The 25,179-nt window shown below is 45.9% G+C and carries 23 protein-coding genes; 5 read left to right on the forward strand and 18 right to left on the reverse strand.

Annotated elements, in window-relative coordinates; translation table 11 throughout:
* Positions 1–121: 121 nt before the first annotated feature.
* The 3 genes from ICN43_RS08045 (at position 122) to ICN43_RS08055 (ending at position 1,965) form a co-directional block, all read left to right on the forward strand.
* On the forward strand, positions 122–1,132 hold the full coding sequence (locus tag ICN43_RS08045; RefSeq protein WP_370623172.1) for a CorA family divalent cation transporter: 1,011 nt from the start codon (positions 122–124) through the stop codon (positions 1,130–1,132).
* A gap of 44 nt (positions 1,133–1,176) precedes the next feature.
* Entirely contained in the window at positions 1,177–1,653 is a 477-nt protein-coding gene (locus ICN43_RS08050) for an MgtC/SapB family protein (RefSeq protein WP_216198470.1), read from the forward strand.
* Between the two features lie 87 nt (positions 1,654–1,740).
* Positions 1,741–1,965, forward strand: a complete 225-nt coding sequence (locus ICN43_RS08055) for a hypothetical protein (protein ID WP_216198473.1) — start codon at positions 1,741–1,743, stop codon at positions 1,963–1,965.
* A gap of 15 nt (positions 1,966–1,980) precedes the next feature.
* Here ICN43_RS08055 and phoR read toward each other — a convergent pair whose 3' ends face one another.
* The 11 genes from phoR to ICN43_RS08110 all read right to left on the reverse strand — a co-directional run bounded on the left by phoR (position 1,981) and on the right by ICN43_RS08110 (position 13,681).
* Entirely contained in the window at positions 1,981–3,279 is a 1,299-nt protein-coding gene (gene phoR, locus ICN43_RS08060; RefSeq protein WP_216198476.1) for a phosphate regulon sensor histidine kinase PhoR, read from the reverse strand.
* 61 nt (positions 3,280–3,340) lie between these two features.
* Positions 3,341–4,054, reverse strand: a complete 714-nt coding sequence (gene phoB / locus ICN43_RS08065) for a phosphate regulon transcriptional regulator PhoB (RefSeq protein WP_216200016.1) — start codon at positions 4,052–4,054, stop codon at positions 3,341–3,343.
* Positions 4,055–4,077: 23 nt separating this feature from the next.
* On the reverse strand, positions 4,078–4,785 hold the full coding sequence (phoU, locus tag ICN43_RS08070) for a phosphate signaling complex protein PhoU (protein ID WP_216198479.1): 708 nt from the start codon (positions 4,783–4,785) through the stop codon (positions 4,078–4,080).
* Between the two features lie 12 nt (positions 4,786–4,797).
* Positions 4,798–5,589 carry a phosphate ABC transporter ATP-binding protein PstB gene (gene pstB / locus ICN43_RS08075; protein ID WP_216198482.1) on the reverse strand — a complete coding sequence of 264 codons (792 nt, stop codon included), beginning with the start codon at positions 5,587–5,589 and terminating at the stop codon, positions 4,798–4,800.
* A gap of 56 nt (positions 5,590–5,645) precedes the next feature.
* A complete protein-coding gene (gene pstA / locus ICN43_RS08080; RefSeq protein WP_216198484.1) occupies positions 5,646–6,512 on the reverse strand; it encodes a phosphate ABC transporter permease PstA in 867 nt (288 codons plus the stop codon).
* Positions 6,509–7,495: a phosphate ABC transporter permease subunit PstC gene (gene pstC, locus ICN43_RS08085; protein WP_216200018.1), complete on the reverse strand. Its 987-nt coding sequence runs from the start codon at positions 7,493–7,495 to the stop codon at positions 6,509–6,511. Before pstC ends, pstA begins: the two co-directional genes overlap by 4 nt.
* 90 nt (positions 7,496–7,585) lie before the next feature.
* A complete protein-coding gene (gene pstS / locus ICN43_RS08090) occupies positions 7,586–8,608 on the reverse strand; it encodes a phosphate ABC transporter substrate-binding protein PstS (RefSeq protein ID WP_216198487.1) in 1,023 nt (340 codons plus the stop codon).
* 111 nt (positions 8,609–8,719) lie between these two features.
* Positions 8,720–10,066 carry a phosphoglucosamine mutase gene (gene glmM / locus ICN43_RS08095; RefSeq protein ID WP_216198489.1) on the reverse strand — a complete coding sequence of 449 codons (1,347 nt, stop codon included), beginning with the start codon at positions 10,064–10,066 and terminating at the stop codon, positions 8,720–8,722.
* A 40-nt stretch (positions 10,067–10,106) separates the two neighbouring features.
* Positions 10,107–10,976: a dihydropteroate synthase gene (gene folP, locus ICN43_RS08100; protein WP_216198492.1), complete on the reverse strand. Its 870-nt coding sequence runs from the start codon at positions 10,974–10,976 to the stop codon at positions 10,107–10,109.
* A gap of 25 nt (positions 10,977–11,001) precedes the next feature.
* The gene (gene ftsH, locus ICN43_RS08105) at positions 11,002–12,879 is read right to left on the reverse strand and encodes an ATP-dependent zinc metalloprotease FtsH (RefSeq protein WP_216198495.1); all 1,878 of its coding nucleotides are present in this window, start codon (positions 12,877–12,879) and stop codon (positions 11,002–11,004) included.
* Between the two features lie 127 nt (positions 12,880–13,006).
* Positions 13,007–13,681, reverse strand: coding sequence for an RlmE family RNA methyltransferase (locus tag ICN43_RS08110; protein ID WP_216198499.1), 675 nt, complete (start codon positions 13,679–13,681; stop codon positions 13,007–13,009).
* A 138-nt stretch (positions 13,682–13,819) separates the two neighbouring features.
* On the opposite strand from ICN43_RS08110, the gene ICN43_RS08115 reads away from it, so the two are divergent.
* Positions 13,820–14,446, forward strand: coding sequence for a YhbY family RNA-binding protein (locus tag ICN43_RS08115; RefSeq protein ID WP_216198501.1), 627 nt, complete (start codon positions 13,820–13,822; stop codon positions 14,444–14,446).
* A 71-nt stretch (positions 14,447–14,517) separates the two neighbouring features.
* On the opposite strand, the gene ICN43_RS08120 is transcribed toward ICN43_RS08115, so the two are convergent.
* From ICN43_RS08120 to gloB, 7 genes are all read right to left on the reverse strand, one after another.
* Positions 14,518–15,003, reverse strand: a complete 486-nt coding sequence (locus ICN43_RS08120; protein WP_216198503.1) for a DUF4149 domain-containing protein — start codon at positions 15,001–15,003, stop codon at positions 14,518–14,520.
* A gap of 17 nt (positions 15,004–15,020) precedes the next feature.
* Complete coding sequence (greA, locus tag ICN43_RS08125) at positions 15,021–15,497, reverse strand: transcription elongation factor GreA (protein ID WP_216198506.1); 477 nt, start codon at positions 15,495–15,497, stop codon at positions 15,021–15,023.
* A 20-nt stretch (positions 15,498–15,517) separates the two neighbouring features.
* Positions 15,518–18,781, reverse strand: a complete 3,264-nt coding sequence (gene carB / locus ICN43_RS08130; protein WP_216198509.1) for a carbamoyl-phosphate synthase large subunit — start codon at positions 18,779–18,781, stop codon at positions 15,518–15,520.
* On the reverse strand, positions 18,781–19,974 hold the full coding sequence (gene carA, locus ICN43_RS08135) for a glutamine-hydrolyzing carbamoyl-phosphate synthase small subunit (RefSeq protein ID WP_216200020.1): 1,194 nt from the start codon (positions 19,972–19,974) through the stop codon (positions 18,781–18,783). Before carA ends, carB begins: the two co-directional genes overlap by 1 nt.
* Before the next feature lie 245 nt (positions 19,975–20,219).
* Entirely contained in the window at positions 20,220–22,103 is a 1,884-nt protein-coding gene (locus ICN43_RS08140) for a propionate--CoA ligase (RefSeq protein ID WP_216198510.1), read from the reverse strand.
* A gap of 35 nt (positions 22,104–22,138) precedes the next feature.
* Positions 22,139–23,548 carry a transglycosylase SLT domain-containing protein gene (locus ICN43_RS08145; protein ID WP_216198513.1) on the reverse strand — a complete coding sequence of 470 codons (1,410 nt, stop codon included), beginning with the start codon at positions 23,546–23,548 and terminating at the stop codon, positions 22,139–22,141.
* Positions 23,548–24,354 (reverse strand): hydroxyacylglutathione hydrolase, encoded by an 807-nt coding sequence (gene gloB / locus ICN43_RS08150; RefSeq protein ID WP_216198516.1) that lies wholly within the window; start codon positions 24,352–24,354, stop codon positions 23,548–23,550. The genes ICN43_RS08145 and gloB overlap by 1 nt, the downstream gene beginning before the upstream one ends.
* A gap of 6 nt (positions 24,355–24,360) precedes the next feature.
* Between gloB and ICN43_RS08155 the strand changes: the two genes are divergently transcribed.
* Positions 24,361–25,176 (forward strand): class I SAM-dependent methyltransferase, encoded by an 816-nt coding sequence (locus ICN43_RS08155; RefSeq protein ID WP_216198519.1) that lies wholly within the window; start codon positions 24,361–24,363, stop codon positions 25,174–25,176.
* Positions 25,177–25,179: the final 3 nt, after the last annotated feature.

Consider the following 25,179-nt stretch of genomic DNA (forward strand, 5'->3'; position numbering starts at 1 on the left):
AAATTTCAAATCTTATATTAAATAAACAATGAGTCAGTAGTATGTCAGGCACTATTGATGAAGTGCCTACCGTACAATCTTCATTACTTACATGACATCTGAAGAAAATTAATTCCCTGCCGTGACTCAAAACCTAAGCCACCCCTTCCCGATCAATGGTGTTGTATTTGCTTGGGCCATGACCCCATCTGGCAAAAGTCATGAAATCCCACTCTTCGATATTGCCGACGCGCTAAATGATCCAGATATATCAATCTGGCTTCATCTAAACCTATCAAACTCTCAAGTTCAACGTTGGTTAAAAAATACTAGCTTGATACCAGAGCGAGTTATAGAGATGATCGATGAAGGCGTTACTCGTAGTCGTCTAGAGAGAATTGAGAAGCTAGACGACTGCTTACTCATGGTGATGAATGACTTTCATCAAGAGTTTGGCGAGAAGGACAGTGGCTCAAGCCTAGGGACCTTATGGGCCATTCTCACCCCTCGCCTCATGATTTCTCTGAGAAATAATCCATTAAGAACAACAGATCAGTTACGCTCAGACTTAAAAAATGGTCAATTAAATCCATGCTCTGCCATTGAGCTATTTCACGAGCTGATTGATTTACGTGCAGAGTATCTGCGGACGCTCCTTATGCGTCTTTCTGAAACCATGGATGATCTCGAGGAAATTTTACTGAAGGGTAAGGAATTGCCTGAGCATGAATACCTTGGTCGAATACGTATTCAATGTAGTCGCCTGCGTCGCCAGTTCTCACCCGAGCTCATTGCTCTGCATCGACTGCAAAAGCATTTACCTTATTGGTTTGCAGATGAGGATAGGTACCGCTTAAATGATGATTTGGATCTTCTCTCTTACTTAGTTCAAGAGATATCGAATCTATATGATCGCGCGAAGGTATTACAAGATGAACAGGCAGCTCATGTTGCTGAATTTAATGCACGGAATTTACAGGTCTTATCCGTAATGACGGTAATCTTCCTACCAATGACCTTACTATCCGGCATCATGGGCATGAATATGGAGGACTTGCCAGGATTAAAGGAGTCCTTCTATTTTGTGATGGCACTCATGGCCACTGCCGGTGCTGCCGTATATATCGCTCTTAAGCTTAGAAAAATCATTTAACCTTACATATCCAATCAAATACATCTAGAAGCGCCAAGGAAAATATGGAATATTGGAATATCTATGGGGAAATGATCATTCGCCTCCTGCTAGCCCTATTGGCAGGGATAATTTTGGGCTTAAATCGCTGGCTGCATCATAAATCTGCCGGAATCAGAACGCACTCGCTAGTTGCCATAGGTTCGGCCACGGCAGTATTAACCATTGGGCACCTTGGACCAAGCGATGTTCAAGCCCTTAGTCGTGTATTACAGGGATTAGTCACCGGCTTAGGTTTTTTGGGTGCAGGCGTAATCATTCGAGAGCGCAGTTCACAAAGAGTCCATGGCCTCACTACTGCAGCTAGCATCTGGTCTTGCGCCTTAATTGCAGCTGCATTCGGGGCTGGTGAACTTATTTTAGGCTGTTTAGCGCTGTCCGCCATCATAATTACCCTGATCATAGGGGGGCCGCTAGAACGGCTGTTTAGCAGCCTCACAGGGACTAAGCGTAGCTCAGAGATTTCCTCGGATCCAGACTAAAAACGGCATTTAAAGGCAAAAAAAGTAGTTTTGTCATATTACTTTGCTAGGATAGGGTCGTTCTTATTACTTTAAAGTGAAAAATCCATGGGCGATTACAAATACGAAGATGCTGTAAAACAGCTTCAAGAGTCTGGTGCTATTGGCTTGCAAGACTTTAAAAATCTATCGTATGAAGATCTAAATGAACTTCTTGAAGAAATCAAAGTTTGGTGTCTTTATGCGAACGGCAAGCTAGATAAGCTTCCAAAAGAATCTAAAAAGAAGAAGGATAAGAAGGATAAGAAGGATAAGAAGGATAAGAAGGATTAATGCTGTAAGACCCACTTAATCCGCAATACGCTCCTTGGGGAAACGCAAAATAAAAGTACTGCCCTTTCCAGGAGTGCTCTCAATAATTAACTGTGCTTGATGGCGATTAGCAATATGCTTCACAATTGCCAATCCTAGGCCAGTTCCCCCTGTATCCCTAGAGCGACTTCTATCTACACGATAGAAGCGCTCAGTTAAGCGAGACAAGTGCTCTGAGGCGATGCCAGGCCCAGTATCGGTTACTGAAAATTCTCCCTCTCTATCCTGATTTAAGCGCCAATTAGCACTAATTGAGGCAGTATCTGGAGAGTATCGAATCGCATTGGAAACCAGATTACCGAAAGCAGAAAGAATCTCCCGCTCTTCACCCATTAAATTAGATGGGCTCGAGACCTCAAAATTAAAGACATGATGACCCTGCGATAGTGCCTCAGCATCATTTCTTAGTAAGGCCATCAGAGTTGGAATGCTAATTACCTGCATCGGAGCAGGCAAAGTATTTGACTCAAGATTGGCGAGGGTTAACAAATCCTCAACTAAAGTCTTCATGCGCTGAGCCTGAGACATCATCATTTCAAAATATTGATTTTGTTGGCTCTTATCCAACTCTAGCGACTGCATGGTTTCTAAAAAACCCATCAATACAGTGATGGGGGTTCTCATTTCGTGAGAAACATTTGCCACAAAATCTCGCCTCATCGCATCTGCCTTTTGCAAATCAGTAATATCTTGGATTAGCATGAGATGGCGATTATCCCCAAATGGAAAAGCCTGTAGCATCAAACTCAGGTTTGCACCCTTTCCCATTCGCTCCAGCAGCAATGGCTCCTCAAATTGACGTTTATAGAGATACTGAATAAATTCTGGGCGACGGATGAGAAAGTTGACCCGTTGCAGCGCGTCACGCTTAAAGTTTAAGCCGAAGAAACGCTCAGCAATTCCATTACACCATTCGATTTGGTCCTGATCATCCAACATCACGATGCCATTAGGTGAGGCCTGAAATGCTTCAATGAAACGAGCATGCTGCTTTTCTATAGATCGAATTTGCAGCTTAAGGTTACGAACTAAACGCTGAAGACGGAAAAGAATTTCTTCCCAATATCCACTTGGCAACGGCATCGTTTCAACCGAGTCGGCAACAGTAAATTTTCGCAGTCGCGCAAGATTGATATATGAGTAAATTAAGGGTATGGAAAGCACGCAAATTGCAGAGGCAATTGCTGCACTAGGACCAAGAAAGCTCAGCGCAATATAACCCCCAATAAACGCCAGGGAAATAAGTAAAGTAAAACGGGAAATGACAGAGAACATACGACAATCTTAGAGCATCTGGTCGATACCAGACAAAAAAGGGCCAAGAAGACCTTCTTATTTAGGTCTGGGTAGGAATCTTGGTGATTCGATAACCGCTTCCACGCACAGTCTCGATATAACGATCACAATCTGAGGGAGCCAAAGCAGCTCTCAGTCTTTTGATATGAACATCAACAGTACGTTCTTCGATATAGACTTCATTACCCCAGACCTTATCTAGCAAATTCGCCCTGGAGTGGACCCTCTCCGGATTAGCCATTAAAAATTGAAGTAAACGGTATTCCGTGGGCCCCAAAGAGACCGGTTGTGGGTCCATATTAGGCCAAACAGCAGTGACTCGATGGGATAAAGGATCAAGTTTAAGTGGGCCAACAGCTAGCGGGCCAGTATCCTCAACCGGAGTTTGACGACGCAGCAAAGCCTTAACGCGGGCGACCAACTCTTTTGGTGAAAAGGGCTTAGTTACATAATCATCTGCCCCCGAGTCCAAGCCCAAAACCTTGTCGGATTCTTCGCTTTTAGCTGTGAGCATTAGGATTGGGAGCGACCGTGTTTTATCGTTGGCTCTAAGTTCTCGAGCAAACTGAACTCCAGATTTTCCTGGCAACATCCAATCCAAAATTAATAAACTAGGCAACTCATCTCGCATCATATTTAGTGCAATATCAGTCTGCATAGCCTTTTGAACATCATACCCCGCATGTGTCAAATTAATCGCAATGAGTTCCGCGATAGATGGCTCGTCTTCAACAATCAATATTCGGTGTGTCATCATGAAGTCCGTATTGATATTGCTTATTCTCTATTTGCCTCGCGCACTAAATCTTCATGAGGAATATGTCGTACGTCAGAGCCTTTGACGATGTAAATAACGAACTCAGCAATATTCTTTGCATGATCGCCAATACGCTCAATCGCCTTAGCAATCGTCAACATATCTAAGCCAGTAGAGATTGAACGTGGATCTTCCATCATGTAAGAGATCAGCTTACGCACAAAGCCTCTAAATTCCTCATCAATCTGACGATCTTCTTCCACAACTTCTGCAGCAGCAATTGTATCTAAGCGAGCAAAAGCATCAAGACTACGACGTAATAGTGAAATAGCCATTTGACCAGATAGGCGAATTTCAGCGACATTAATATTGTAAGTTTCTCCAGACTCGATCAAGCGCTTCGTTCTCTTGGCGACACGCTCTGCCTCATCGCCGGCTCGCTCCAGATTAGTAATCGCTTTAGATACGGCCATTACTAGTCGCAAATCTCGCGCCGTAGGCTGACGACGTGCAATCAATTCGGTACAGGCCGAATCAATCTGAATTTCAAGATCATTAACAGACTTCTCATTTGCAATAACTACATTACAAGTTTCAACATCCATTTGCGTAAAGGCACGCATCGCCGTTGAAATCTGAGACTCAACAAGACCACCCATTTCTAGCAAACGGCTAGAGAGAGAATTTAAATCTACGTCAAATTGTGAGGAAAGGTGTTTATCTGGCATTTAGAGCTCCAATTAACCGAAACGGCCGGTAATGTAATCTTCTGTTTCTTTACGCTTAGGCTTGATGAAGATTTCATCTGTCTTACCGAACTCGATTAAGCTTCCTAGGTACATATACGCAGTGTAATCCGATACACGAGCAGCTTGTTGCATATTATGAGTAACAATCGCAATAGTGTACTCATGCTTGAGCTCATTAATTAACTCTTCAATCTTACCGGTAGAGATTGGATCCAAGGCAGAAGTTGGCTCATCTAGCAGAATCACGGAAGGTTTAACCGCCACGCCACGTGCAATACATAAGCGCTGCTGCTGACCGCCAGAAAGAGATAACCCACTTTGGTTTAATTTGTCTTTGGCTTCATTCCATAATGCAGCCTTATTTAAGGCCCACTCTACACGCTCATCCATTTCAGAGCGAGAAAGCTTTTCATATAGACGCACACCAAAAGCAATGTTTTCATAAATCGACATTGGGAACGGAGTTGGTTTCTGAAAAACCATACCGATTCTTGAGCGGAGTAAATTGAGATCCTGTCCAGGCTCCAAAGTGTTCTGACCGTAGAAGTTAATCTGGCCTTCGGCACGTTGCCCAGGATAAAGGTCATACATGCGGTTTAAAGTTCGGAGCAAAGTAGATTTACCACAACCTGAAGGACCAATGAAGGCGGTCACTTTGCCTTCTTCAATATCCAGATTAATATCTTTTAGACCCTGAAATGAACCGTAAAAGAAGTTTAAATTACGCACTTCAAGCGCATTTTTTACTTCTTTTGCTGTTTGCATATTGGTTTGATCATTCATTTTGATTCCTTGACTATCGATTGTATTTAAGTCAAACATGGTTTTCATATTGGCCATTAGCTTTGCACTTTTTCACGGAACACTACTCGCGCCAGAATATTTAATCCCAACACTGCAAATGTAATTAATAAAGCGGCTGCCCAAGCGAGATCCACCCAGTTATCGTAGGGGCTCATTGCAAATTGGAATATGACTACCGGTAAATTTGCCATTGGCGCGTTCATATTTGTAGAGAAAAATTGATTGTTTAGCGCAGTAAAGAGTAAAGGTGCAGTTTCACCGCTCACACGCGCAAGTGCCAATAAGATTCCGGTAATCACACCGCTTTGTGCAGCGCGCAAGGTGATCATAAAAGCTACCTTCCACTTCGGCGTACCCAAGGCATAAGCTGCCTCACGTAAACTTCCAGGGACTAAGCGCAACATATTTTCAGTAGTTCGTACCACCACCGGAATAGCAATCAGCGCCAATGCAATAGTGCCTGCCCAGCCAGAAAAATGCTTTACTTGAGCAACCACAATGGCGTAGACAAACAAGCCGATCACAATTGACGGTGCCGAAAGCATAATATCTGTAACAAATCGAGTGATGGAAGCAATCTTACTTCTATCGCCATACTCAGAAAGATACAAACCAGCAAGCACCCCAATAGGCGTACTAATCAAAGTACAACTGGCTACGATCATTAAACTTCCAAGAATTGCATTCGCCAAACCGCCGCCCTCAGATCCAGGGGCAGGAGTACTTTGCGTGAAAACATCCAGATTAATTGAGGAGAATCCCTTGATAAAGAGAATGCTCAAGATCCATAAAAGGAATGCCATTCCTACAATCATGGCCCCAGTAGATAGGATTAGACCAATTTTATTTGCGCGCTTGCGTTTCGCAAAAATTGCGGGATTAATATTTGAGAGGCCGTTCATGTTTTCAATCCCTGTTTTTTCTCCATATTCATGAGCATCCATTTCGCGATAGCCAACACAATGAATGTAATCATAAATAGCGCTAGACCCAACGCAAATAATGAAGAGTAATGGGGTCCAAGTTCAGCCTCACCGAACTCATTTGCCAAAGTAGAGGCAATAGAATTACCAGGGGCAAATAAAGATGCTGACAGACGATGGGCGTTACCAATAACAAAGGTAACCGCCATGGTTTCACCAAGCGCCCTACCTAATCCCAACATAATTCCACCAATGACACCTGCCTTGGTATAAGGCAAAACGACATTTTTAACCACTTCCCAGGTCGTACAGCCAATTCCATAAGCAGACTCTTTTAATACTGGCGGAACAATCTCAAAAACATCGCGCATCACTGAGGCGATAAATGGCAAAATCATCATCGCCAAGATTAAACCAGCACACAAAATACCAATACCATTAAAAGCACCTGAGAACAAAATTCCCAAACCAGGAATCTGTCCGAGAGTACCCGCCAAAGCTGGCTGAATATACTCGGCGAATAGTGGTGCAAATACAAATAAGCCAAACATACCGTAGATGATGGAAGGGACTGCCGCAAGTAGTTCAACCGCTGTGCCCAGGGGTCTGCGTAAAACAGCAGGACATAATTCTGTAAGAAAGACTGCGATACCAAAACTTAATGGTACGGCTATTAGCAGAGCAATCAGGGAGGTCACGATGGTGCCATAGATTGCAATCAAGCCGCCAAACTCTCCGTTGATAATGTCCCACTCTTTGGTAAAGAAAAAACCAATTCCAAATTTATCTAGCGCCGGCCAAGCATTGATGATGAGTGAAATGATGATCCCAATTAGAGCAATCAGCACTGATAAGGCGAAAAATTGAGTGACTCCATGAAAGAGGAAGTCCTGAATACGCTGCAACTTAGCGATACTCAGCGCCTGAGGCGTCGGTGCCGCGTGAGACTGGGTCGATTCCATCATAAATTACGCTTATTTAAATATTGAAACAGCCCCACTTTTAGTGGAGCTGTTATTTATGAATGATTAAGAAGGCTTAATCATCTGTCTTTACTTGGTAACAACCTTAGAAAATACATTCTTGCGAATGAAATCGGTAGTTACATCAGGCATTGGAACGTAATCTAACTCTAAAGCCATATTCTTGCCATCTTTAAATCCGAAGTCAAAGAACTTCATTACTTCAGCAGCATTCGCCTTATTTTCTGGATTCTTGTACAAGAGGATAAAAGATGCACCAGTGATTGGCCAGGATTTAGCACCAGAAGCATTGGTAATGAATGTACCCATACCTGGGATCTTTGCCCAATCAGTTCCAGCAGCAGCAGCAGCAAAAGTTACATCATCAGGCTGGACATAATTGCCATCTTTATTTTTCAAAGAGATGTGCGTCATTTTGTTTTTCTTGGCGTAAGCATACTCAACATAACCTACTGAGTTCTTAACACGAGAAACGTTTGCAGCAACACCTTCATTACCTTTACCGCCAACAGATGAAGCCGCTGGCCATTTAACGGCAGCGCCTGCACCAACAGCATCTTTCCAGAGGGTACTAGCTTTGGCTAAGTAGTCAGTAAAAATTGCAGTTGTTCCGGATCCATCGGCACGGTGAACAACAGTAATTGGACCCGAGGGGATCTTCACTCCTGGGTTCATCAAAGCAATACGCTTGTCACCCCAATCCGAAATCACACCTTGGAAAATATCAGCTAATGTTGGGCCGTCCAATTTGAGCTCACCAGGCTTAACACCGTCAACGTTCATGACTGGTACCACGCCTCCAATAATGGCTGGGAACTGAACCATGCCGTCTTTTTCTAAATCTTCGAACTTCACTGGATTATCAGTTGCACCAAAATCCACTGTTTTCGCTTTGATTTGCTTGATACCACCGGAAGAACCAATGGACTGGTAATTTAAGTTTGAGCCAGTTTTTGCTTTATAAGCTTCGGCCCATTTTGCATAGATTGGATATGGAAATGTTGCGCCAGCACCGGTCATGTCGGCTGCAAAGGCAACTGGAGCAATTGAAATCGCGCCAATGACCAACGCTTTTTTCAAAAATGAGTTCATATGGATCGTTCCTCAGATAAATTACGCAACATTGCGATAGGAGGAAGATACGTCTTGAGTGTGACCCTTTTATGACAGCTTTTTTAATGCAAATTTAATTAATAAAATCAATTACTTAGATATCGGCACCAGATCTGCAATACTTTTAGCTGAGCTCATAGCTAGATCTCCATCTTGAGCCTCTACCATGACCCGCAGGACTGGTTCTGTACCCGAAGCGCGAATAAGAACCCTTCCCTTACCCTTAAGAGCAGTCTCGACCTGGCTTATCTGAGCTTTAAGGGCCTCATCAGACTTCCAGTCGTAGCCAGCCTTAAATTTGACATTCAGAAGCACCTGCGGGAAGAGCGTTACGGAGTCCAGAAGCTCTACCAAACTCTTCTTAGCTTGACTCATGGCTGCTAGCACCTGTAACGCAGCAATAGTGCCATCACCAGTTGAGTGCTGATCAAGGCAAAGGAGATGGCCCGAACCTTCACCACCAATAATCCAGCCTTTTTGCTTCAGTAACTCTAAGACATAACGGTCCCCTACATTGGCGCGCTCAAAGCCAATTCCTAAACCCTGAATTGCATTTTCTACTGCAAGGTTCGTCATCAATGTACCAACCACCCCACTAATTGCTTGGCCGCGATTAATCCGATCTTTTGCAAGAACGTATAAGAGTTCATCGCCATTAAATAATCGGCCAGAGGCATCAACCATTTGCAGACGATCCGCATCGCCATCCAAAGCAATGCCGAGATCAGCGTTGGTTTCTTTAACCTTGGCGATTAATGCTGCAGGGGCGGTAGCACCAAAGCCATCATTAATATTACGGCCATCGGGCTGAACACCAATCGAGATTACTTCAGCACCCAACTCATGAAAGACATGAGGGGCAATATGGTATGCAGCGCCATGAGCACAATCGACAACCAACTTCATCCCTTTGAGATTTAGCTCACCTGGAAAGGTGGATTTACAAAATTCGATATAACGGCCAGCAGCATCATCTATACGAAAAGCTTTACCCAACTCCTTTGAGCTAACGCAACCCATCGGCTTAGCAAGCTCAGCTTCAATCGCTAATTCAAAATCATCGCTTAACTTACCGCCCTCTGCGGAGAAAAATTTAATACCGTTATCTTGATAAGGGTTGTGTGAAGCGGAGATGACTACACCTGCAGATAAGCGCAAGGCTTTAGTAAGGTAAGCAACCCCTGGGGTGGGCATTGGTCCACACAGCATGACGTCCACACCAGCGGCAGCGAAACCAGCTTCTAGAGCTGCCTCTAATAGGTAACCAGAAACACGGGTATCTTTACCAATCAAAATCTTGCAGCGCTCACCAGGCTTTACCTGACTACTCAATACTTTACCTGCAGCATAGCCAAGACGTGTAATGAATTCCGGAACAATCGGAAATTGCCCTACCTCGCCGCGGATGCCATCAGTACCAAAGTATTGTTTTTTCATACTCTTAATTATAAAACTTGTGAGTATTTAGCCAAGCAAGTTATGCCTGGATCGCTTCCCAGAGCTTTAGGGAGTCAACCGTCTCCTGAACATCATGGACGCGAATGATACGAGCGCCACGATCTGCGGCCAGAATGGCAGCTGCCACACTGGGTGCTACACGGTCATTAGTATCGCGACCTGTTAATTTACCTAGCATTGATTTACGAGATATCCCGGCCAATACCGGATAGCCTAATTGCGAGAATTGATCAAAATCCGCCAGCATCCTCAGGTTGTGCTCTAGACTTTTACCAAAACCAAAGCCAGGATCGATGGTAATTCTATTTTGAGCAATCCCTTGACTCTCCAGCAAAGCTGCACGTTCTTGCAGAAACACCTTTACCTCGGCAATGACATCACGATACTCGGGATCAAATTGCATGGTCTGTGGATCACGCTGCATGTGCATAAGGATAAGGCCGCACTGCTTACTTGGATCACACTGATCACTCTCAATGATCACCTCTACCGCCCCCTCTTGTCGTAGAGCCCAAATATCATTGACGCAATCAACTCCAGCATTGAGTGCCTGACGCATGGTCTCAGATTTATAGGTATCAATTGATAAGGGGACACCACAATCTTTCAAAGCATCAATTACTGGTAAGACGCGATCTAATTCTTCTTGCAGGGAGACAGGCTCAGCACCTGGGCGAGTAGATTCACCGCCAATATCAATCATGTCTGCTCCGTTGGCAATCATGCGCTCTGCTTGTGCAATGGCATCGCTTGGGGTTCTGAACTTACCACCATCTGAAAAGGAATCTGGCGTGGCATTCAAAATACCCATGACTAATGGGCGTTGACGTTTGCTAAGGTCAAAAAGAAAACGCCCGCAACGCCATGTTGCGGGCAGAGTTTGCTTCATCAACTAATTATGAGCTAAAGATGAGTTAAGCAGTAGCTGGAGCAGTGCCCGCAGCAGGACCTGGCGTACCAGCAGAGTTACCAAACTGGGTTGCTGGTGGCGGCTTTGGAGCGCGTGGCGGGCGACCTTCCATGATGTCGTTAATCTGCTCAGCATCAATGGTTTCCCATTCAAGCAAAGCAGTCACCATCGCCTCAACCTTATCGCGGTTTTGCTCAAGAATAGATCTAGCTAATGCATACGAACTATCCACCAGCGCACGAATCTCAGCATCCACCTTTTGCTGGGTCAACTCAGAAACTGTCTTTGAGCTATTGCGTCCAAAAATACTTTCAGACTCAGTATCGACATAGACCATCGTACCTAAGCTATCACTCATTCCATAGCGGGTTACCATGTCACGCGCCATTTTGGTGGCACGTTCAAAGTCATTTGAGGCACCCGTACTCATGGAGTGCAAGAAGACTTCTTCAGCAGCACGGCCGCCAAACAAAATAGCCAACTCTTCCAACATGCGATCTTTGTACAGGTTCACACGATCAAACTCAGGCAACTGCCAAGTCACACCTAATGCCATACCGCGAGGCATGATGGTGACCTTATGGACTGGATCTGCCTTAGGCAGGATCTTAGCAACTACGGCATGACCAGACTCGTGATACGCCGTATTGCGACGCTCTTCCTCACGCATCACCGCAGACTTACGCTCAGGGCCCATATAGATCTTGTCTTTTGCGTCTTCAAAGTCTTTCATATCAACGGCACGCTTATTGCGACGTGCCGCAAATAATGCAGACTCATTAACCAAGTTTGCTAGATCTGCCCCTGAGAAACCAGGAGTGCCGCGTGCCAATACCGCCGCATCCACATCCGGATCAATTGGAACTTTACGCATATGCACTTGCAGAATTTGCTCACGGCCACGGATGTCTGGCAAACCAACGTGTACCTGGCGATCAAAACGGCCTGGGCGTAATAAGGCTTTATCCAATACATCGGAACGGTTGGTTGCAGCAACAACGATCACACCGCTATTACTTTCAAAACCATCCATCTCAACTAGCATCTGATTCAAAGTTTGTTCGCGCTCATCATTGCCACCGCCCATACCAGCACCACGGTGACGACCAACTGCATCAATCTCATCAATAAAGATAATGCAAGGTGAATTTTTCTTAGCATTCTCAAACATGTCACGCACGCGTGATGCACCAACACCAACGAACATCTCCACAAAGTCTGAACCAGAGATCGAGAAAAAGGGAACCTTCGCTTCGCCTGCTATTGCACGCGCGAGCAAGGTCTTACCAGTACCTGGAGGACCTACCAACAATACGCCATGAGGAATGCGACCACCGAGCTTCTGAAACTTTTGTGGATCCTTGAGGAAGTCAACAATCTCGAAGACTTCTTCCTTAGCCTCATCGCAACCAGCAACATCAGCAAAAGTTACGGTATTGCTGTTCTCATCAATCAAACGTGCTTTGGATTTGCCGAAAGAGAATGCCCCACCCTTACCGCCACCCTGCATCTGACGCATCATGAAGAACCAGAAACCAATAATCAATAGAGTTGGTCCGAGATAATACAAAGCAGAAACCAACATATTGGGTTCATCATCCGCTTTACCAGTAACCTGCACACCAAACTTCATCAAGTCGCCAACCATCCAGATATCTCCTGGGGAGATGATGGAATATTTGTTGCCGTCATTTGGGGTTACTTGCAGTGTGCGACCTTGCACGTCAACTCGCTTGACTTTGCCAGCCTTGGCATCGTCCATGAATTGAGAATACGTGACCTGAGTCTGATCTTTTGGTTTGTCGAACTGTTTAAAAACAGTAAACAACACCAGACCCACAATGAGCCACACACCAATTTTTTGCAACATATTGCTATTCAAAAGGAGACCTTTGCCGGATTAATCCGGGAGTTAAAGCGGATTGCTATATCTAAGTATTTGATTCTACTACTAGGCTTTTTCAATAGCGAAGAGCTAATTTATTTTATAAACCCCTATTTTATGGGGGTTATTTGGGTATTTTGAGGTCTCGGCCTAGCAAAAAGATTTCCGAGGACTTCGCCCTAGAGGCCTTAGGCTTTCTGGATGCCACGGTTTTAAAGACCTTTTTAAAGGATTCCACGATCTGGCTGTAGCCACTACCGTTAAAGCACTTAATCAATAAAGCGCCTTCCGGCTTAAGGTGCTGGACCGAGAAATCTAAGGCAATTTCTGCCAAAAAGGCCATTCTGGCGGCATCTGCTACCCCCACCCCAGATAAATTTGGAGCCATATCAGACATCACCAAATCAACTTTGCCACCCGCATCGGCTGGCAAAAGGGCTTCTAGCGCTTTTAATCCCTCATCCTCACGGAAATCCCCCTGAATAAAGGAGACGTCCGCAATATCCTCCATCGGCAGAATATCGATGGCAATAATGATTCCATCGGGCTTGCCAGACTCAATATTGGGGTTATTTTTACCAAGCTCCGTCAGCCGATTACGAGCGTACTGAGACCAGCTCCCAGGAGCGCTCCCAAGATCTACTATGGTCATACCTGCTTTGATGAGTCGGTCTTGCTCGTCTATCTCACTTAGCTTATAAACGGCTCGTGCACGATAACCCTCTTTTTGAGCCATCTTCACGTACGGATCATTTAAATGATCCTGCAACCAACTTTTATTAAATTTATTCTTTGCCACAACTTACCCACTTTCGACATCCATTTTCCTTGTTTATGCCCTACAAGGCAAAAGGAATCAACGTAAAACGCCCTCATATAAGCATATATGAGGCCGAAAGCCCTGTTTTGCTAGCCCCAATGCTCTATCATCGAGCCCATGACTGCACTTACTATTACCCCTGCACAACGCAAATCCCTCAAAGCTGATGCCCATGGACTGAGTCCAGTGGTCATGATTGGTGGCGATGGCCTGAGCCCTGCGGTTGTGAAAGAGGCTAAATTAGCCATTTCTCATCACGGCTTGATTAAAGTTCGCGTGTTTGGCGATGATCGTGAAGCTCGTATCGCCATCTATGATGAGCTTTGCGACAAACTTGGCGCAGCGCCCGTTCAACATATCGGGAAATTACTTGTGCTTTGGAAGCCAATTGACATTGTTGATGCAGCCCTCTCCAATTTAGGAAGATCGAGCAAACAAACCAAGAAGTCACTACAAGCCCCCCGCACCAAGCGTCAACCGAATCGGGTTGTAGCAAAGGCAGGTATTCGCACAAGCACTTCCGAGAGATCAGATCGACGCTCTGCTGCAAGTAAATCACCGTTTGAGAGAGCTGCCGCAGTGAAAAGTGCAGCCCCGAAGAAGCGTGTTCTACGTGCCGATGCCGCTGAATCCAAGATTGGCTGGTCATCACCAGGCTACCGTAAAGCAGTTGCCACACCTGCGCCGATTAAGAAGCGCAAGGCACGTATGAGTAGCACGAAGAAGAAATCACTAGGCTCTTAGAACAAAGAATGAGCATTTGAGCTTCTAATAAAAACGCTACTAGTCGGCGTTTTTATTGCTTACGCCTTAGATTATCTTTTGGTGAGTCGCCAGACCAAGAAGATTCCTAAAAGACTCTGCAACATAAATAAAATGCTTGAAGCGCCATGAAGTCTACCAAACAATGTGGCCGAAGGAGAGAGCATGACTGGCATACCTTGAAGCAGAGCATCATCTCTTAAGGCGTTCATCCAAGGAATAAAAATAAAGGCAGCAGCTACAGAGCACAACAGCATTGCTAATAAGAGCCAACGAATAAACCGAAATTGATTAAGGCCGCGATTCACTAAAAGATTGGCTAGCACCATCAGGCCAATACAGACGATCAAGCTCAGGTAAGCCTCTAACCTAAAGATGCTCCCAGCAACCATGCCAGCAGCTTGACGATCAGTCATAGTGCTAAAAATAGCAGGAGCAACCAAGTAGCCGACTGTGAGCAAGCTACCTACCCATAAACCCGCAATCAAAATAAAGAGTCTTTGGGCCCCATCATAATTGCGAGCCTCTAAAGTCTTCATATTAAAACTGAATCGTATTAAATGTAACGAACTGCGAGAATTTCTACTTCGCGATTACCGCCAGGCGCTTGAACTGCAACAACATCACCCTCCTCTTTGCTGATCAATGCGCGAGCAATGGGAGAGCTAATCGAGATCTTATTCAGCTCAATATCCGCCTCATCGTCACCAACAATTTGGTAAGTCAGCTTTGTGCCATCCTCTAAATCCTCAAGATCTACAGTCGCACCAAACACCACGCGGCCATTAACATCCAAGCTTGCGGGATCAATGATTTGGGCAGCAGAAAGCTTACCTTCGAGCTCCTGGATGCGACCCTCAATGAAGCCCTGCTTCTCTTTGGCGGCATCATACTCAGCGTTCTCGGAAAGATCGCCCTGTGCACGCGCTTCAGAAATCGCATTGATCACTGATGGTCGCTCTACATGCTTTAAGCGATGCAATTCATCTTTGAGAAGCTCTGCGCCACGCTTAGTAATAGGGATTGTGTTCATGCTTCTTACCTAACTTAAAATTAAATGAGAGTCTTATGCAGATTCTGTAATGAATACACTTCAAGTGACTCCTTATTACCGCTTTGCGAAGCCATCAATCCATCCATTACTGCGCGTGCTGCACTAATCGTAGTGTAGTAAGTCACATTATTGGCTTGGGCGCTGGTGCGAATAGAGCGCGAATCTGCAATCGCAGTTCGAGTCTCATCAACAGTCGTAAATACAAGCGAGATCTCGCCATTCTTGATTAAGTCAACAATGTGTGGGCGCCCATCTTTTACTTTATTGACAACGCGTACTGGCAGACCAGCGGCCTCAATAGCTGCTGCAGTGCCTTTGGTAGCAACCATAGGGAAACCTAATTGATGCAGCAGTTTAGCCACTTCAACCGCCTTTGGTTTATCACTATCCTTTACCGTCAACACCACAGTTCCACTCTTAGGAAGCTTAATACCTGCGCCTAGTTGGGATTTGAAAAGTGCTTCACCAAAAGTCTTGCCCACACCCATCACTTCACCCGTTGAACGCATCTCTGGCCCAAGAATCGGATCAATGCCTGGGAACTTATTAAATGGGAATACCGCTTCTTTAACAGAGAAATAAGCAGGTTTGACTTCGTTCTTGATGCCTTGCTGCTCTAAGGTCTGACCAACCATACAACGAGCTGCAATCTTCGCCAACTGTAAACCAGTTGCCTTAGATACAAAGGGCACAGTACGAGAAGCGCGTGGGTTTACTTCGAGAACATAGATAACATCTTTGCCATCGACATTCTGGATCGCAAACTGCACATTCATCAAACCAACTACGTTTAAGCCTTTAGCCATCGCTGCAGTTTGGCGCTTGATTTCTGCAATCGTCTCGTCAGATAAAGAATATGGTGGTAATGAACAAGCAGAGTCGCCTGAATGTACGCCGGCTTGCTCAATATGCTCCATCACACCGCCAATAAATACATGTTGGCCATCGCTAATACAGTCAACGTCACACTCAATCGCATCATTCAAGAAGCGATCTAACAATACTGGTGAGTCATGAGAGACTTTTACTGCTTCGCGCATATAGCGCTCGAGATCACGACCATCATGAACGATTTCCATAGCGCGACCACCTAATACGTAGGAGGGACGAACCACCAATGGATAGCCAATTTCTTCAGCAAGCTTTAGCGCCTCGTCTTCCGCACGTGCTGTTCGGTTAGGTGGCTGACGCAAGTTCAACTCATGCAATAACTTCTGAAAGCGTTCACGATCTTCTGCAGCATCAATCATGTCAGGAGAAGTTCCAATAATCGGAACACCATTAGCCTCGAGATCCAAAGCCAACTTCAAAGGAGTCTGTCCGCCATACTGAACAATGACGCCTTTTGGTTTTTCAATAGCAACGATCTCTAAAACATCCTCTAAAGTCAATGGCTCAAAATACAAACGATCAGACGTGTCGTAGTCAGTAGAAACGGTTTCTGGGTTGCAGTTCACCATGATGGTTTCATAGCCGTCTTCGCGCATTGCTAAAGCAGCATGAACACAGCAATAGTCAAACTCAATGCCCTGACCAATACGGTTTGGACCGCCGCCGAGTACCATGATTTTATCTTTGGTGGTGGGCTGAGATTCACACTCGCCGTGCTCTGCTTCGTAGGTGGAATACAAGTAGGCGGTATTTGTTGAGAACTCAGCCGCACAGGTATCGACCCGCTTGTAGACGGGTACTACCCCGAGACGATGACGCACCGCACGAACGGAGGAAGCATCCACTCCCAATAATTTCGCTAAGCGACGATCAGAGAAGCCTTTTTGTTTAATAAAGCGTAGTTCAGTAGCTGACAAGCCATCGATCTTGCGCTGCTTAATTTCAGTTTCTATAGTGATGAGTTCTTCGATCTGCTCCAAGAACCAAGGGTCGACCTTAGTCTCGTTGTAAACCTCATCAAGCCCCATACCCATTCGGAAAGCATCTGCTAAATACCAAATACGATCTGGGCCTGGCTCGCCAATCTCCTGAATAATGTCATCCAAGTCTGTGGAAACCTCATCTAGACCATCTACGCCAACCTCCAAACCGCGCAATGCTTTTTGGAATGATTCTTGGAATGTACGACCAATGGCCATTACCTCACCCACGGACTTCATCTGCGTTGTCAGACGAGAATCCGCTTGCGGGAATTTCTCAAACGCAAAGCGGGGTATCTTAGTCACTACGTAATCGATTGAGGGTTCAAAGGATGCCGGGGTAGCGCCACCAGTAATGTCATTCTTCAACTCGTCCAAGGTATAGCCAACAGCCAGCTTCGCGGCAATCTTCGCAATAGGGAAGCCGGTTGCTTTGGAGGCCAATGCGGATGAACGTGAAACGCGTGGGTTCATCTCAATGACGATCATGCGACCATCAACTGGGTTAATCGAGAACTGAACGTTTGAACCACCAGTATCAACACCAATCTCACGCAATACCGCAATTGAAGCATTTCGGAGAATTTGATACTCCTTATCCGTCAATGTTTGCGCGGGCGCAACCGTAATCGAGTCACCGGTATGCACACCCATTGGGTCTAAGTTTTCGATTGAACAAACGATGATGCAGTTATCCGCGCGGTCACGCACTACTTCCATCTCAAACTCTTTCCAACCCAAGAGAGACTCTTCAATCAAGAGCTCGCGGGTTGGCGATAAATCTAAACCGCGCTTACAAATCTCTTCAAACTCTTCTCGGTTATAGGCGATACCGCCGCCTGATCCACCCATAGTGAATGAGGGTCGAATCACGACCGGGAAACCCAAACTGCCAGTCTCTTTCTGAATGCGCTGCTGCACTTCATGCGCATCATCCATCGAGTGAGCAATGCCAGACTTCGCAGAACCAAGGCCAATCTTGGTCATCGCATCTTTAAACTTTTGACGATCTTCCGCCTTATCGATCGCTTCTGGTGAAGCACCAATCAATTCACAACCATATTTTTCGAGAACACCATGACGATGTAAGTCGAGTGCGCAGTTCAAGGCGGTTTGACCACCCATTGTCGGCAAAATCGCGTCTGGCTTTTCAGTAGCAATAATGCGTTCCACCACCTCCCAAGTGATTGGCTCAATGTATGTCACATCAGCCATCTCTGGGTCGGTCATGATCGTGGCAGGATTACTGTTCACCAAAATGACTTTGTAGCCTTCATCACGCAATGCTTTACAGGCTTGAGCACCAGAATAATCAAACTCACAGGCTTGACCGATCACGATCGGGCCTGCGCCAATGATGAGGATGCTCTTAATGTCGCTACGCTTAGGCATTATTTGCCCCCCTTATTACCAACAGCGGTAGCATTCATCAGCTCCACAAAACGATCAAATAGATAGGCAATGTCATGAGGACCGGGTGAGGCCTCAGGATGACCTTGGAAACATAAAGCTGGCTTATCTTTCCAAGCAAGACCTTGCAGCGATCCATCAAATAAAGAAACGTGAGTCACACGAATATTGTCAGGCAGAGTATTCGCATCCACCGCAAAACCATGGTTCTGAGAGGTAATCGCTACGCGCCCAGTATCCAAATCTTTTACGGGATGGTTTGCACCGTGATGGCCAAACTTCATCTTCAAGGTTTTAGCGCCAGCGGCCAAGCCCATGATCTGGTGACCCAAGCAGATGCCGAAAGTTGGAACACCCTTTTCAATAATTTCTTTTGCAGCAGTAATTGCGTAATCACAAGGACCCGGATCTCCAGGGCCATTTGAAAAGAACACGCCATCTGGTTTCATTGCCAATACTTCAGCGGCGGTGGTTTGTGCAGGAACGATGGTTAATTCGCAACCGCGTTCAGTGAGCATACGCAAGATATTACGTTTCACACCAAAATCATAAGCAATGACTTTCTTAATTGGCTTGCTAGTATCTAAAGTTCTGTATGTAGGTTTACCGTCAGGGCCATGCAGATCCCACTCGGCTTCGCGCCATTGATAAGGAGCTTTAGTCGTAACAACCTTTGCCAAATCCAAACCGGCCATACCAGGAAAGGCTTTAGCCAGCTCTAGCGCTTTCTTGCCAAGAGCTTCAACATCATCACCCATCTTGCCAGCAACAATTGCGCCAGACTGAGCACCTTTATCACGCAGGATGCGAGTGAGCTTACGAGTGTCGATACCAGAGATGCCAACTACACCTGCTTTGGTGAGGTAAGAATCAAGACTTTCTTCAGAACGGAAATTCGAGACGCGTTTAGAGAGATCTTTTACGACCAAGCCAGCCGCATGAATCTGATCGGACTCAGCATCCTGAGCATTCACACCAACGTTACCAATATGAGGATAGGTCAAGGTGACAATTTGGCGCGCGTAACTCGGATCAGTGATGATCTCTTGATAACCAGTGAGTGCGGTATTAAATACAACTTCACCGGTAGTCTCGCCAGGGGCGCCAATGCTAAGACCAGGAAAAATAGTGCCGTCAGCTAAAGCCAACACAGCGGGAGGAAAAGAAGGAAGCAAGGGTGACAAACCATCTCCAATCCCTGCTCCATCCGACGCTCAACACCCCAAAAAGACCAACCCAGGACTGTTTGTGCGGGAGGTGAGTGTCTTTAAGCGCTAGGGTAATTTATTAAGTTTTGAACCTTGCAATCATACCAGTTTTGCGTGTAAACCCTTGGATTCCCAGCCACTGAGGCTTTGAAGCCAATGAGCCCCTGAGTCAGATGACAAAGGGGCTTATTTTGACCAATTCCCGGCTAAATTTAAGGCTTTGTGCTTTGCTCGATGATGGTCTTAATTTGAGCTAAAACAGTTTGATCTTCCATGGTGCTGATGTCTCCAGGATCACGACCCTCCGCTACCGCCTGAAGTGCACGGCGAACAATCTTGCCAGACCGAGTCTTAGGCAAGGCTGTAACCACATAAACACGACCCGGACGTGCAATCGCACCTAAGGTGGTGTCCACAGTTTTCATGCACTCAGCTTCTAGTGTGGCCGTGTTGGAGGAATCCTTCGGAATCACAAATGCAATCGCAGCCTGACCCTTGAGCTTGTCTTCAATACCCACGACCGCTACTTCAGAGATATTTGGGTGACTAGAAATACTCTCCTCAATCTCACGAGTACCCAAACGGTGTCCTGCGACGTTAATCACATCATCAGTGCGGCCCAGGATGAAGAAATAACCGTCCTTATCTTTGATACCCCAGTCAAAGGTGGAGTAAATAGTCTTACCAGGGATGGTTTCCCAATAGGTACTCACAAAACGCTTGTCATCACCCCAAACAGTTTGCATGCAACCAGGGGGTAAAGGGCCTTCAATCGCAATAACGCCCTTCCGATCTGGACCTAACTCTTCAGAAGTTGCATCATCCAACAACTTCATGTTGTAACCAAATGAAGGGACACCAGGCGATCCAAACTTATGTGGCATCACTTCAACGCCACGCTGAATTGCCAACATTGGCCAACCCGTTTCTGTCTGCCAGTAGTTATCTACGATTGGCTTTTTGATTGCATCATGAATCCATGTCGCAGTTGGCTCATCTAAAGGCTCTCCTGCCAAGAACAAGGCACGTAAACTTGAAAGATCATATTTAGTTAAGAATGCTGGGTCTTGTTTTTTGAGAACACGCACTGCAGTTGGCGCAGAGAACATAACGGATACCCTGTACTTCTCTACCAGCTCCCACCAAATTCCAGCATCTGGACGAAGAGGTGTACCTTCATACATGATGGTTGCCATGCCGTTTAGCAATGGCGCATAGATGATGTAACTGTGGCCCACAACCCAACCAATATCAGATGTGCAGAACATGGTCTCACCGGGATTGCCGCAAAAGATATGCTTCATCGTTGATGCCAGAGCAACGGCGTAACCACCAGTATCGCGCTGAACACCCTTAGGCTTACCTGTCGTACCAGAGGTATACAAGATATAGGAGGTATGAGTTGCATCTACCCACTCAATTGGGACTAAATCATTGAGGTGTTTCTGGCGCTCAGTCGCATAATCCAAATCACGGCCAGCAACTGTGGTGAACTCAGTTAAACCACGGTTCACAATCAATACCTTCTCAGGCTTATAGGATGCGAGCGTGATTGCTTCATCCAGCAAAGGCTTGTAAGGGACAGGCTTACCTCCACGAGCACCCGCTTCTGCAGTCACAATCATTTTTGGTTTTGCATCATCAATGCGTGAAGCCAAGCTATGAGATGCAAAACCGCCAAACACCACCGAGTGAATTGCACCGATACGCGCACATGCAAGCATTGCAAAACAAGCTTCTGCAATCATCGGCATATAGATCAATACACGATCACCTTTTTTAACGCCGTTAGCTTTGTAGATTGCAGCTATACGATTGACTTCTTCGTAGAGCTCTTTAAATGTGTAGGCTTTTTCTACATTAGTTTCCGTTGAAACTGCAACTAGAGCAATTTGATCTGAACGATCTTTGAGGTGGCGATCAACTGCGTTGTAGCAGAGATTGGTAAGGCCACCTTCAAACCATTTTGCAAACGGAGGGTTTGCATAATCCAGAACTTTATTAAATGGCTTTTCCCAGTGGATGAGTTTTGCCTGCTCTCCCCAGAAACCATCTGGGTCGTTAATGGAGCGTTCGTGTTCTGATTTGTAGGACATGGTCAACCTAAATAAGTAAATTAAAGTACCTAGAATTACTGAATCTTGCTAGTTCCCTTGCCGTTGGAGGTCTTGGGAGCTGAGCTAGCTGTATTCGAAGTAACATTTTTCGCAGATTTTGCAAGCCCTGTCGATGCGGATTTATGCTGAGATGCAGCATTATTTGCAGAAGAATTACCCTTACTCACCCCTTTTGCGGGCTTATTGGCTGGACATTTTGCCCCTGTTGCACATTTTTTAGGCGCTGGAGGCACTGGTTTAACTAAATTCAGGCTGGCATTTTCAGCCATTGCCAATGGGATATCGCCTGGACGACGGCTGGTTTTAGGTATCAGCACGGTCGATCCAGAACGAATTCGCATCCCTTTTGGAATGCCGTTAATTTCTCTAAGCGTATCCGCATCTACCCCCAAAGTTTTGGCGGCTTGATCTACAGATTCAGTCTTAGCGATCTGAACGGCAGTCCATGACGAGAGTGGCAAGGTGTACTTCTTGAGATTTTCTTGGAAGACTTCTGCATGCCCAAACGGAAGCAGTATTTGCTGATTGGCATTACTCAGGATTACTGGTTTATTGAAAGAAGGGTTTAGGCTATGGAACTCAGCAGATGGAATTTCGGCTAACTTGATCACTAAATCGACATCAATATCGCTACCAACGTCCACCGCTATGAAATAAGGATGGTTTTCTAGCTCAGGCAACACAATCCCATAGGCTTGAGGATCCAACACAATCTGTCGATAGGCCATTAGCTTGGGCACATAGTTACGAGTCTCATTGGGCATCTTGAGGCTCAGGTAATCCGTAGGAAGTCCTGCAGCCAAGTTGCGCTTCTGCGCCTTTAAAACATTACCCTCACCCCAGTTGTAGGCTGCCAGAGCGAGATCCCAGCTACCAAACTGCTTATATAGGCGCTGCAAATAATCGAGTGCAGCATCCGTAGATTGCAATACATCTCTGCGCTCATCTCGAAAGACGTTTTGCGTTAAACGAAAATCTTTGCCAGTTGCTGGCATAAATTGCCATAAGCCCATTGCCTTAGCACTAGATTTCGCATTAGTCACAAATGCGCTCTCGACAAATGGGAGCAAGGCAATCTCTGTTGGCATTTTGCGTGCATTGACCTCTTGCACAATATAAAAGAGATAGCGTGACGAGCGTGCCATGGAGCGATGAACATAATCAGGGCGTGCACTAAGCCAACGCACCTGTTCAATCTCCAGCGGCGTGTTCATCGGCTCCATCTCAAAGCCATCCCGAATGCGAATCCAGAGGTTGCTTGATGGTGCGTATACATCGCTAACAGATTGATTTTGGAGGTTTACCCGTTTTGCCTTGGAGACGCGTGGATCCTGAGGTGTCGGCGCATTAGAGGACCAATCTCCAGTGCCTGCACAAGCCGTGAGCCCAGCAATAAATAATATCGCTGCATAGCGCCATAACATCAGAAACGATCCTTCCACGCCCGAATCACCGCTAAGACATGTGCCGGTGTCGGGAGAGATTTTTCGCCAGAAACCTCAAGAGCAGCATCAATTACGGCTTGCTGATCACAGCGCATAAATGGATTGACTTGCAGCTCCTGCCCGATAGTTGTTGGTAAGGTTGGCAAACCTTGATCACGCAACGCTTTAGCAGTCTCTGACCAAGTAATGAGATTTGTATTATTTGGCTCAACTGCCAATGCAAAGCGAATATTAGATAGGGTGTACTCATGGGTGCAATACACCAGAGTGTTTTTTGGCAGTGCAATGAACTTAGCGAGAGATTGACTCATCTGCGTTGGAGTCCCCTCGAACAAGCGACCACAACCTGAGGCGAATAAGGTATCTCCGCAAAACAGCATCGGCTCAACAATATTTTCCTGCGTGTTCGCAAAGTATGCAATATGACTCAGGGTGTGTCCTGGCACCTCATACACCTCAAGGCTAATACGAGGCGCAGCAACTTCTAGCTTGTCACCTTCCATCATGGCATTTGTCCGGCCGGGAATATCAATACTCGCAGGGCCATAAACCGGAACTGAGCCCAAAGCCTGCAATAAGGTCAGAATGCCACCAGTATGGTCAGCATGATGATGGGTAATTAAAATACCCTTAAGAGCAAGCTTTTTTTCCTCGAGGTATATCAAGACTGGGCCGGCATCACCCGGATCTACGATCAAGGCGGATTGACCATCATGGATACACCAGATGTAATTGTCATCAAATGCCGGTATCGGCCAAACCTGCAATAAAGTATTCTTCACCATAGACCGATGATACCAACCCCAACCACCCCGTCTCAGATGCCTGTGCCACCATGGAGTTCATGGGAGAAATGGCTGCAATCCCCTCCAGGGCGCTATGTGCTTGACTGGGAGCAGAAATGCTTCAATCAAATCGTTGCCGATGTCTTTGGTTTTTATGCTGTTCAAGTCGGCCTGCCACAAATCAACACCTTAGCAGAAAACCGGATGCCTTTGCATGCCCTGCTGATTAACTCCAATGATCGCCAAAAACATGCCAGCGAATTTAACTGGCACCAGATAGAAGGTGATGCCAACGAGCTACCTTTTGCATCTGAAAGCATAGACCTATTGGTGTTGCCACATGTTTTGGAATTCGCTGCTGATCCTCATCAAACGCTAAGGGAGGCTGAGCGCGTCCTTCGCCCAGAGGGTCGCCTGGTTATTTCCGGATTTAATCCCGCAAGTCTGTGGGGGATGCGGCAATACCTCAGCAGGCTTATTGGTAACCCTTATTTGCCTAGAGATGGTCAATTCATTGGTCTACTCAGAATTAAAGACTGGTTGCAGCTATTGAACTTCTCGCTGGATCGTGGTCATTTTGGCTGCTACAAACTCCCTCTGAATGGTCAGGCAGGTATGGCTAGGATGGACTTTATGGAAGCAGCTGGTAATCGCTGGTGGCCTATTTTTGGAGCAGTTTTCTTGGTTTCTGCGATTAAGCGTCAACAAGGGATCCGCCTGATTGGACGAGTCCAAGGCTTGCGTATTCCGGCAATTACCCAATTGAGCCCTGCCGCAGAAAGCAGGCAGAATTTGGCTAATAACGAAGACCAAGTAAATTAACGT

Origin of the sequence: Polynucleobacter sp. UK-Mo-2m-Kol15 (assembly GCF_018881505.1) — a bacterium.
Lineage (GTDB): Bacteria > Pseudomonadota > Gammaproteobacteria > Burkholderiales > Burkholderiaceae > Polynucleobacter.

Bases quoted from the DNA above. Each gene is read 5' to 3' on its own strand.
- ICN43_RS08050 (WP_216198470.1), top strand. From the start codon at position 1,177: ATGGAATATTGGAATATCTATGGGGAAATGATCATTCGCCTCCTGCTA.
- ICN43_RS08055 (WP_216198473.1), top strand. From the start codon at position 1,741: ATGGGCGATTACAAATACGAAGATGCTGTAAAACAGCTTCAAGAGTCT.
- phoR (WP_216198476.1), bottom strand. From the start codon at position 3,279: ATGTTCTCTGTCATTTCCCGTTTTACTTTACTTATTTCCCTGGCGTTT.
- phoB (WP_216200016.1), bottom strand. From the start codon at position 4,054: ATGACACACCGAATATTGATTGTTGAAGACGAGCCATCTATCGCGGAA.
- phoU (WP_216198479.1), bottom strand. From the start codon at position 4,785: ATGCCAGATAAACACCTTTCCTCACAATTTGACGTAGATTTAAATTCT.
- pstB (WP_216198482.1), bottom strand. From the start codon at position 5,589: ATGAATGATCAAACCAATATGCAAACAGCAAAAGAAGTAAAAAATGCG.
- pstA (WP_216198484.1), bottom strand. From the start codon at position 6,512: ATGAACGGCCTCTCAAATATTAATCCCGCAATTTTTGCGAAACGCAAG.
- pstC (WP_216200018.1), bottom strand. From the start codon at position 7,495: ATGGAATCGACCCAGTCTCACGCGGCACCGACGCCTCAGGCGCTGAGT.
- pstS (WP_216198487.1), bottom strand. From the start codon at position 8,608: ATGAACTCATTTTTGAAAAAAGCGTTGGTCATTGGCGCGATTTCAATT.
- glmM (WP_216198489.1), bottom strand. From the start codon at position 10,066: ATGAAAAAACAATACTTTGGTACTGATGGCATCCGCGGCGAGGTAGGG.
- folP (WP_216198492.1), bottom strand. From the start codon at position 10,976: ATGAAGCAAACTCTGCCCGCAACATGGCGTTGCGGGCGTTTTCTTTTT.
- ICN43_RS08115 (WP_216198501.1), top strand. From the start codon at position 13,820: ATGACTGCACTTACTATTACCCCTGCACAACGCAAATCCCTCAAAGCT.
- ICN43_RS08120 (WP_216198503.1), bottom strand. From the start codon at position 15,003: ATGAAGACTTTAGAGGCTCGCAATTATGATGGGGCCCAAAGACTCTTT.
- greA (WP_216198506.1), bottom strand. From the start codon at position 15,497: ATGAACACAATCCCTATTACTAAGCGTGGCGCAGAGCTTCTCAAAGAT.
- carB (WP_216198509.1), bottom strand. From the start codon at position 18,781: ATGCCTAAGCGTAGCGACATTAAGAGCATCCTCATCATTGGCGCAGGC.
- ICN43_RS08140 (WP_216198510.1), bottom strand. From the start codon at position 22,103: ATGTCCTACAAATCAGAACACGAACGCTCCATTAACGACCCAGATGGT.
- ICN43_RS08145 (WP_216198513.1), bottom strand. From the start codon at position 23,548: ATGTTATGGCGCTATGCAGCGATATTATTTATTGCTGGGCTCACGGCT.
- gloB (WP_216198516.1), bottom strand. From the start codon at position 24,354: ATGGTGAAGAATACTTTATTGCAGGTTTGGCCGATACCGGCATTTGAT.
- ICN43_RS08155 (WP_216198519.1), top strand. From the start codon at position 24,361: ATGATACCAACCCCAACCACCCCGTCTCAGATGCCTGTGCCACCATGG.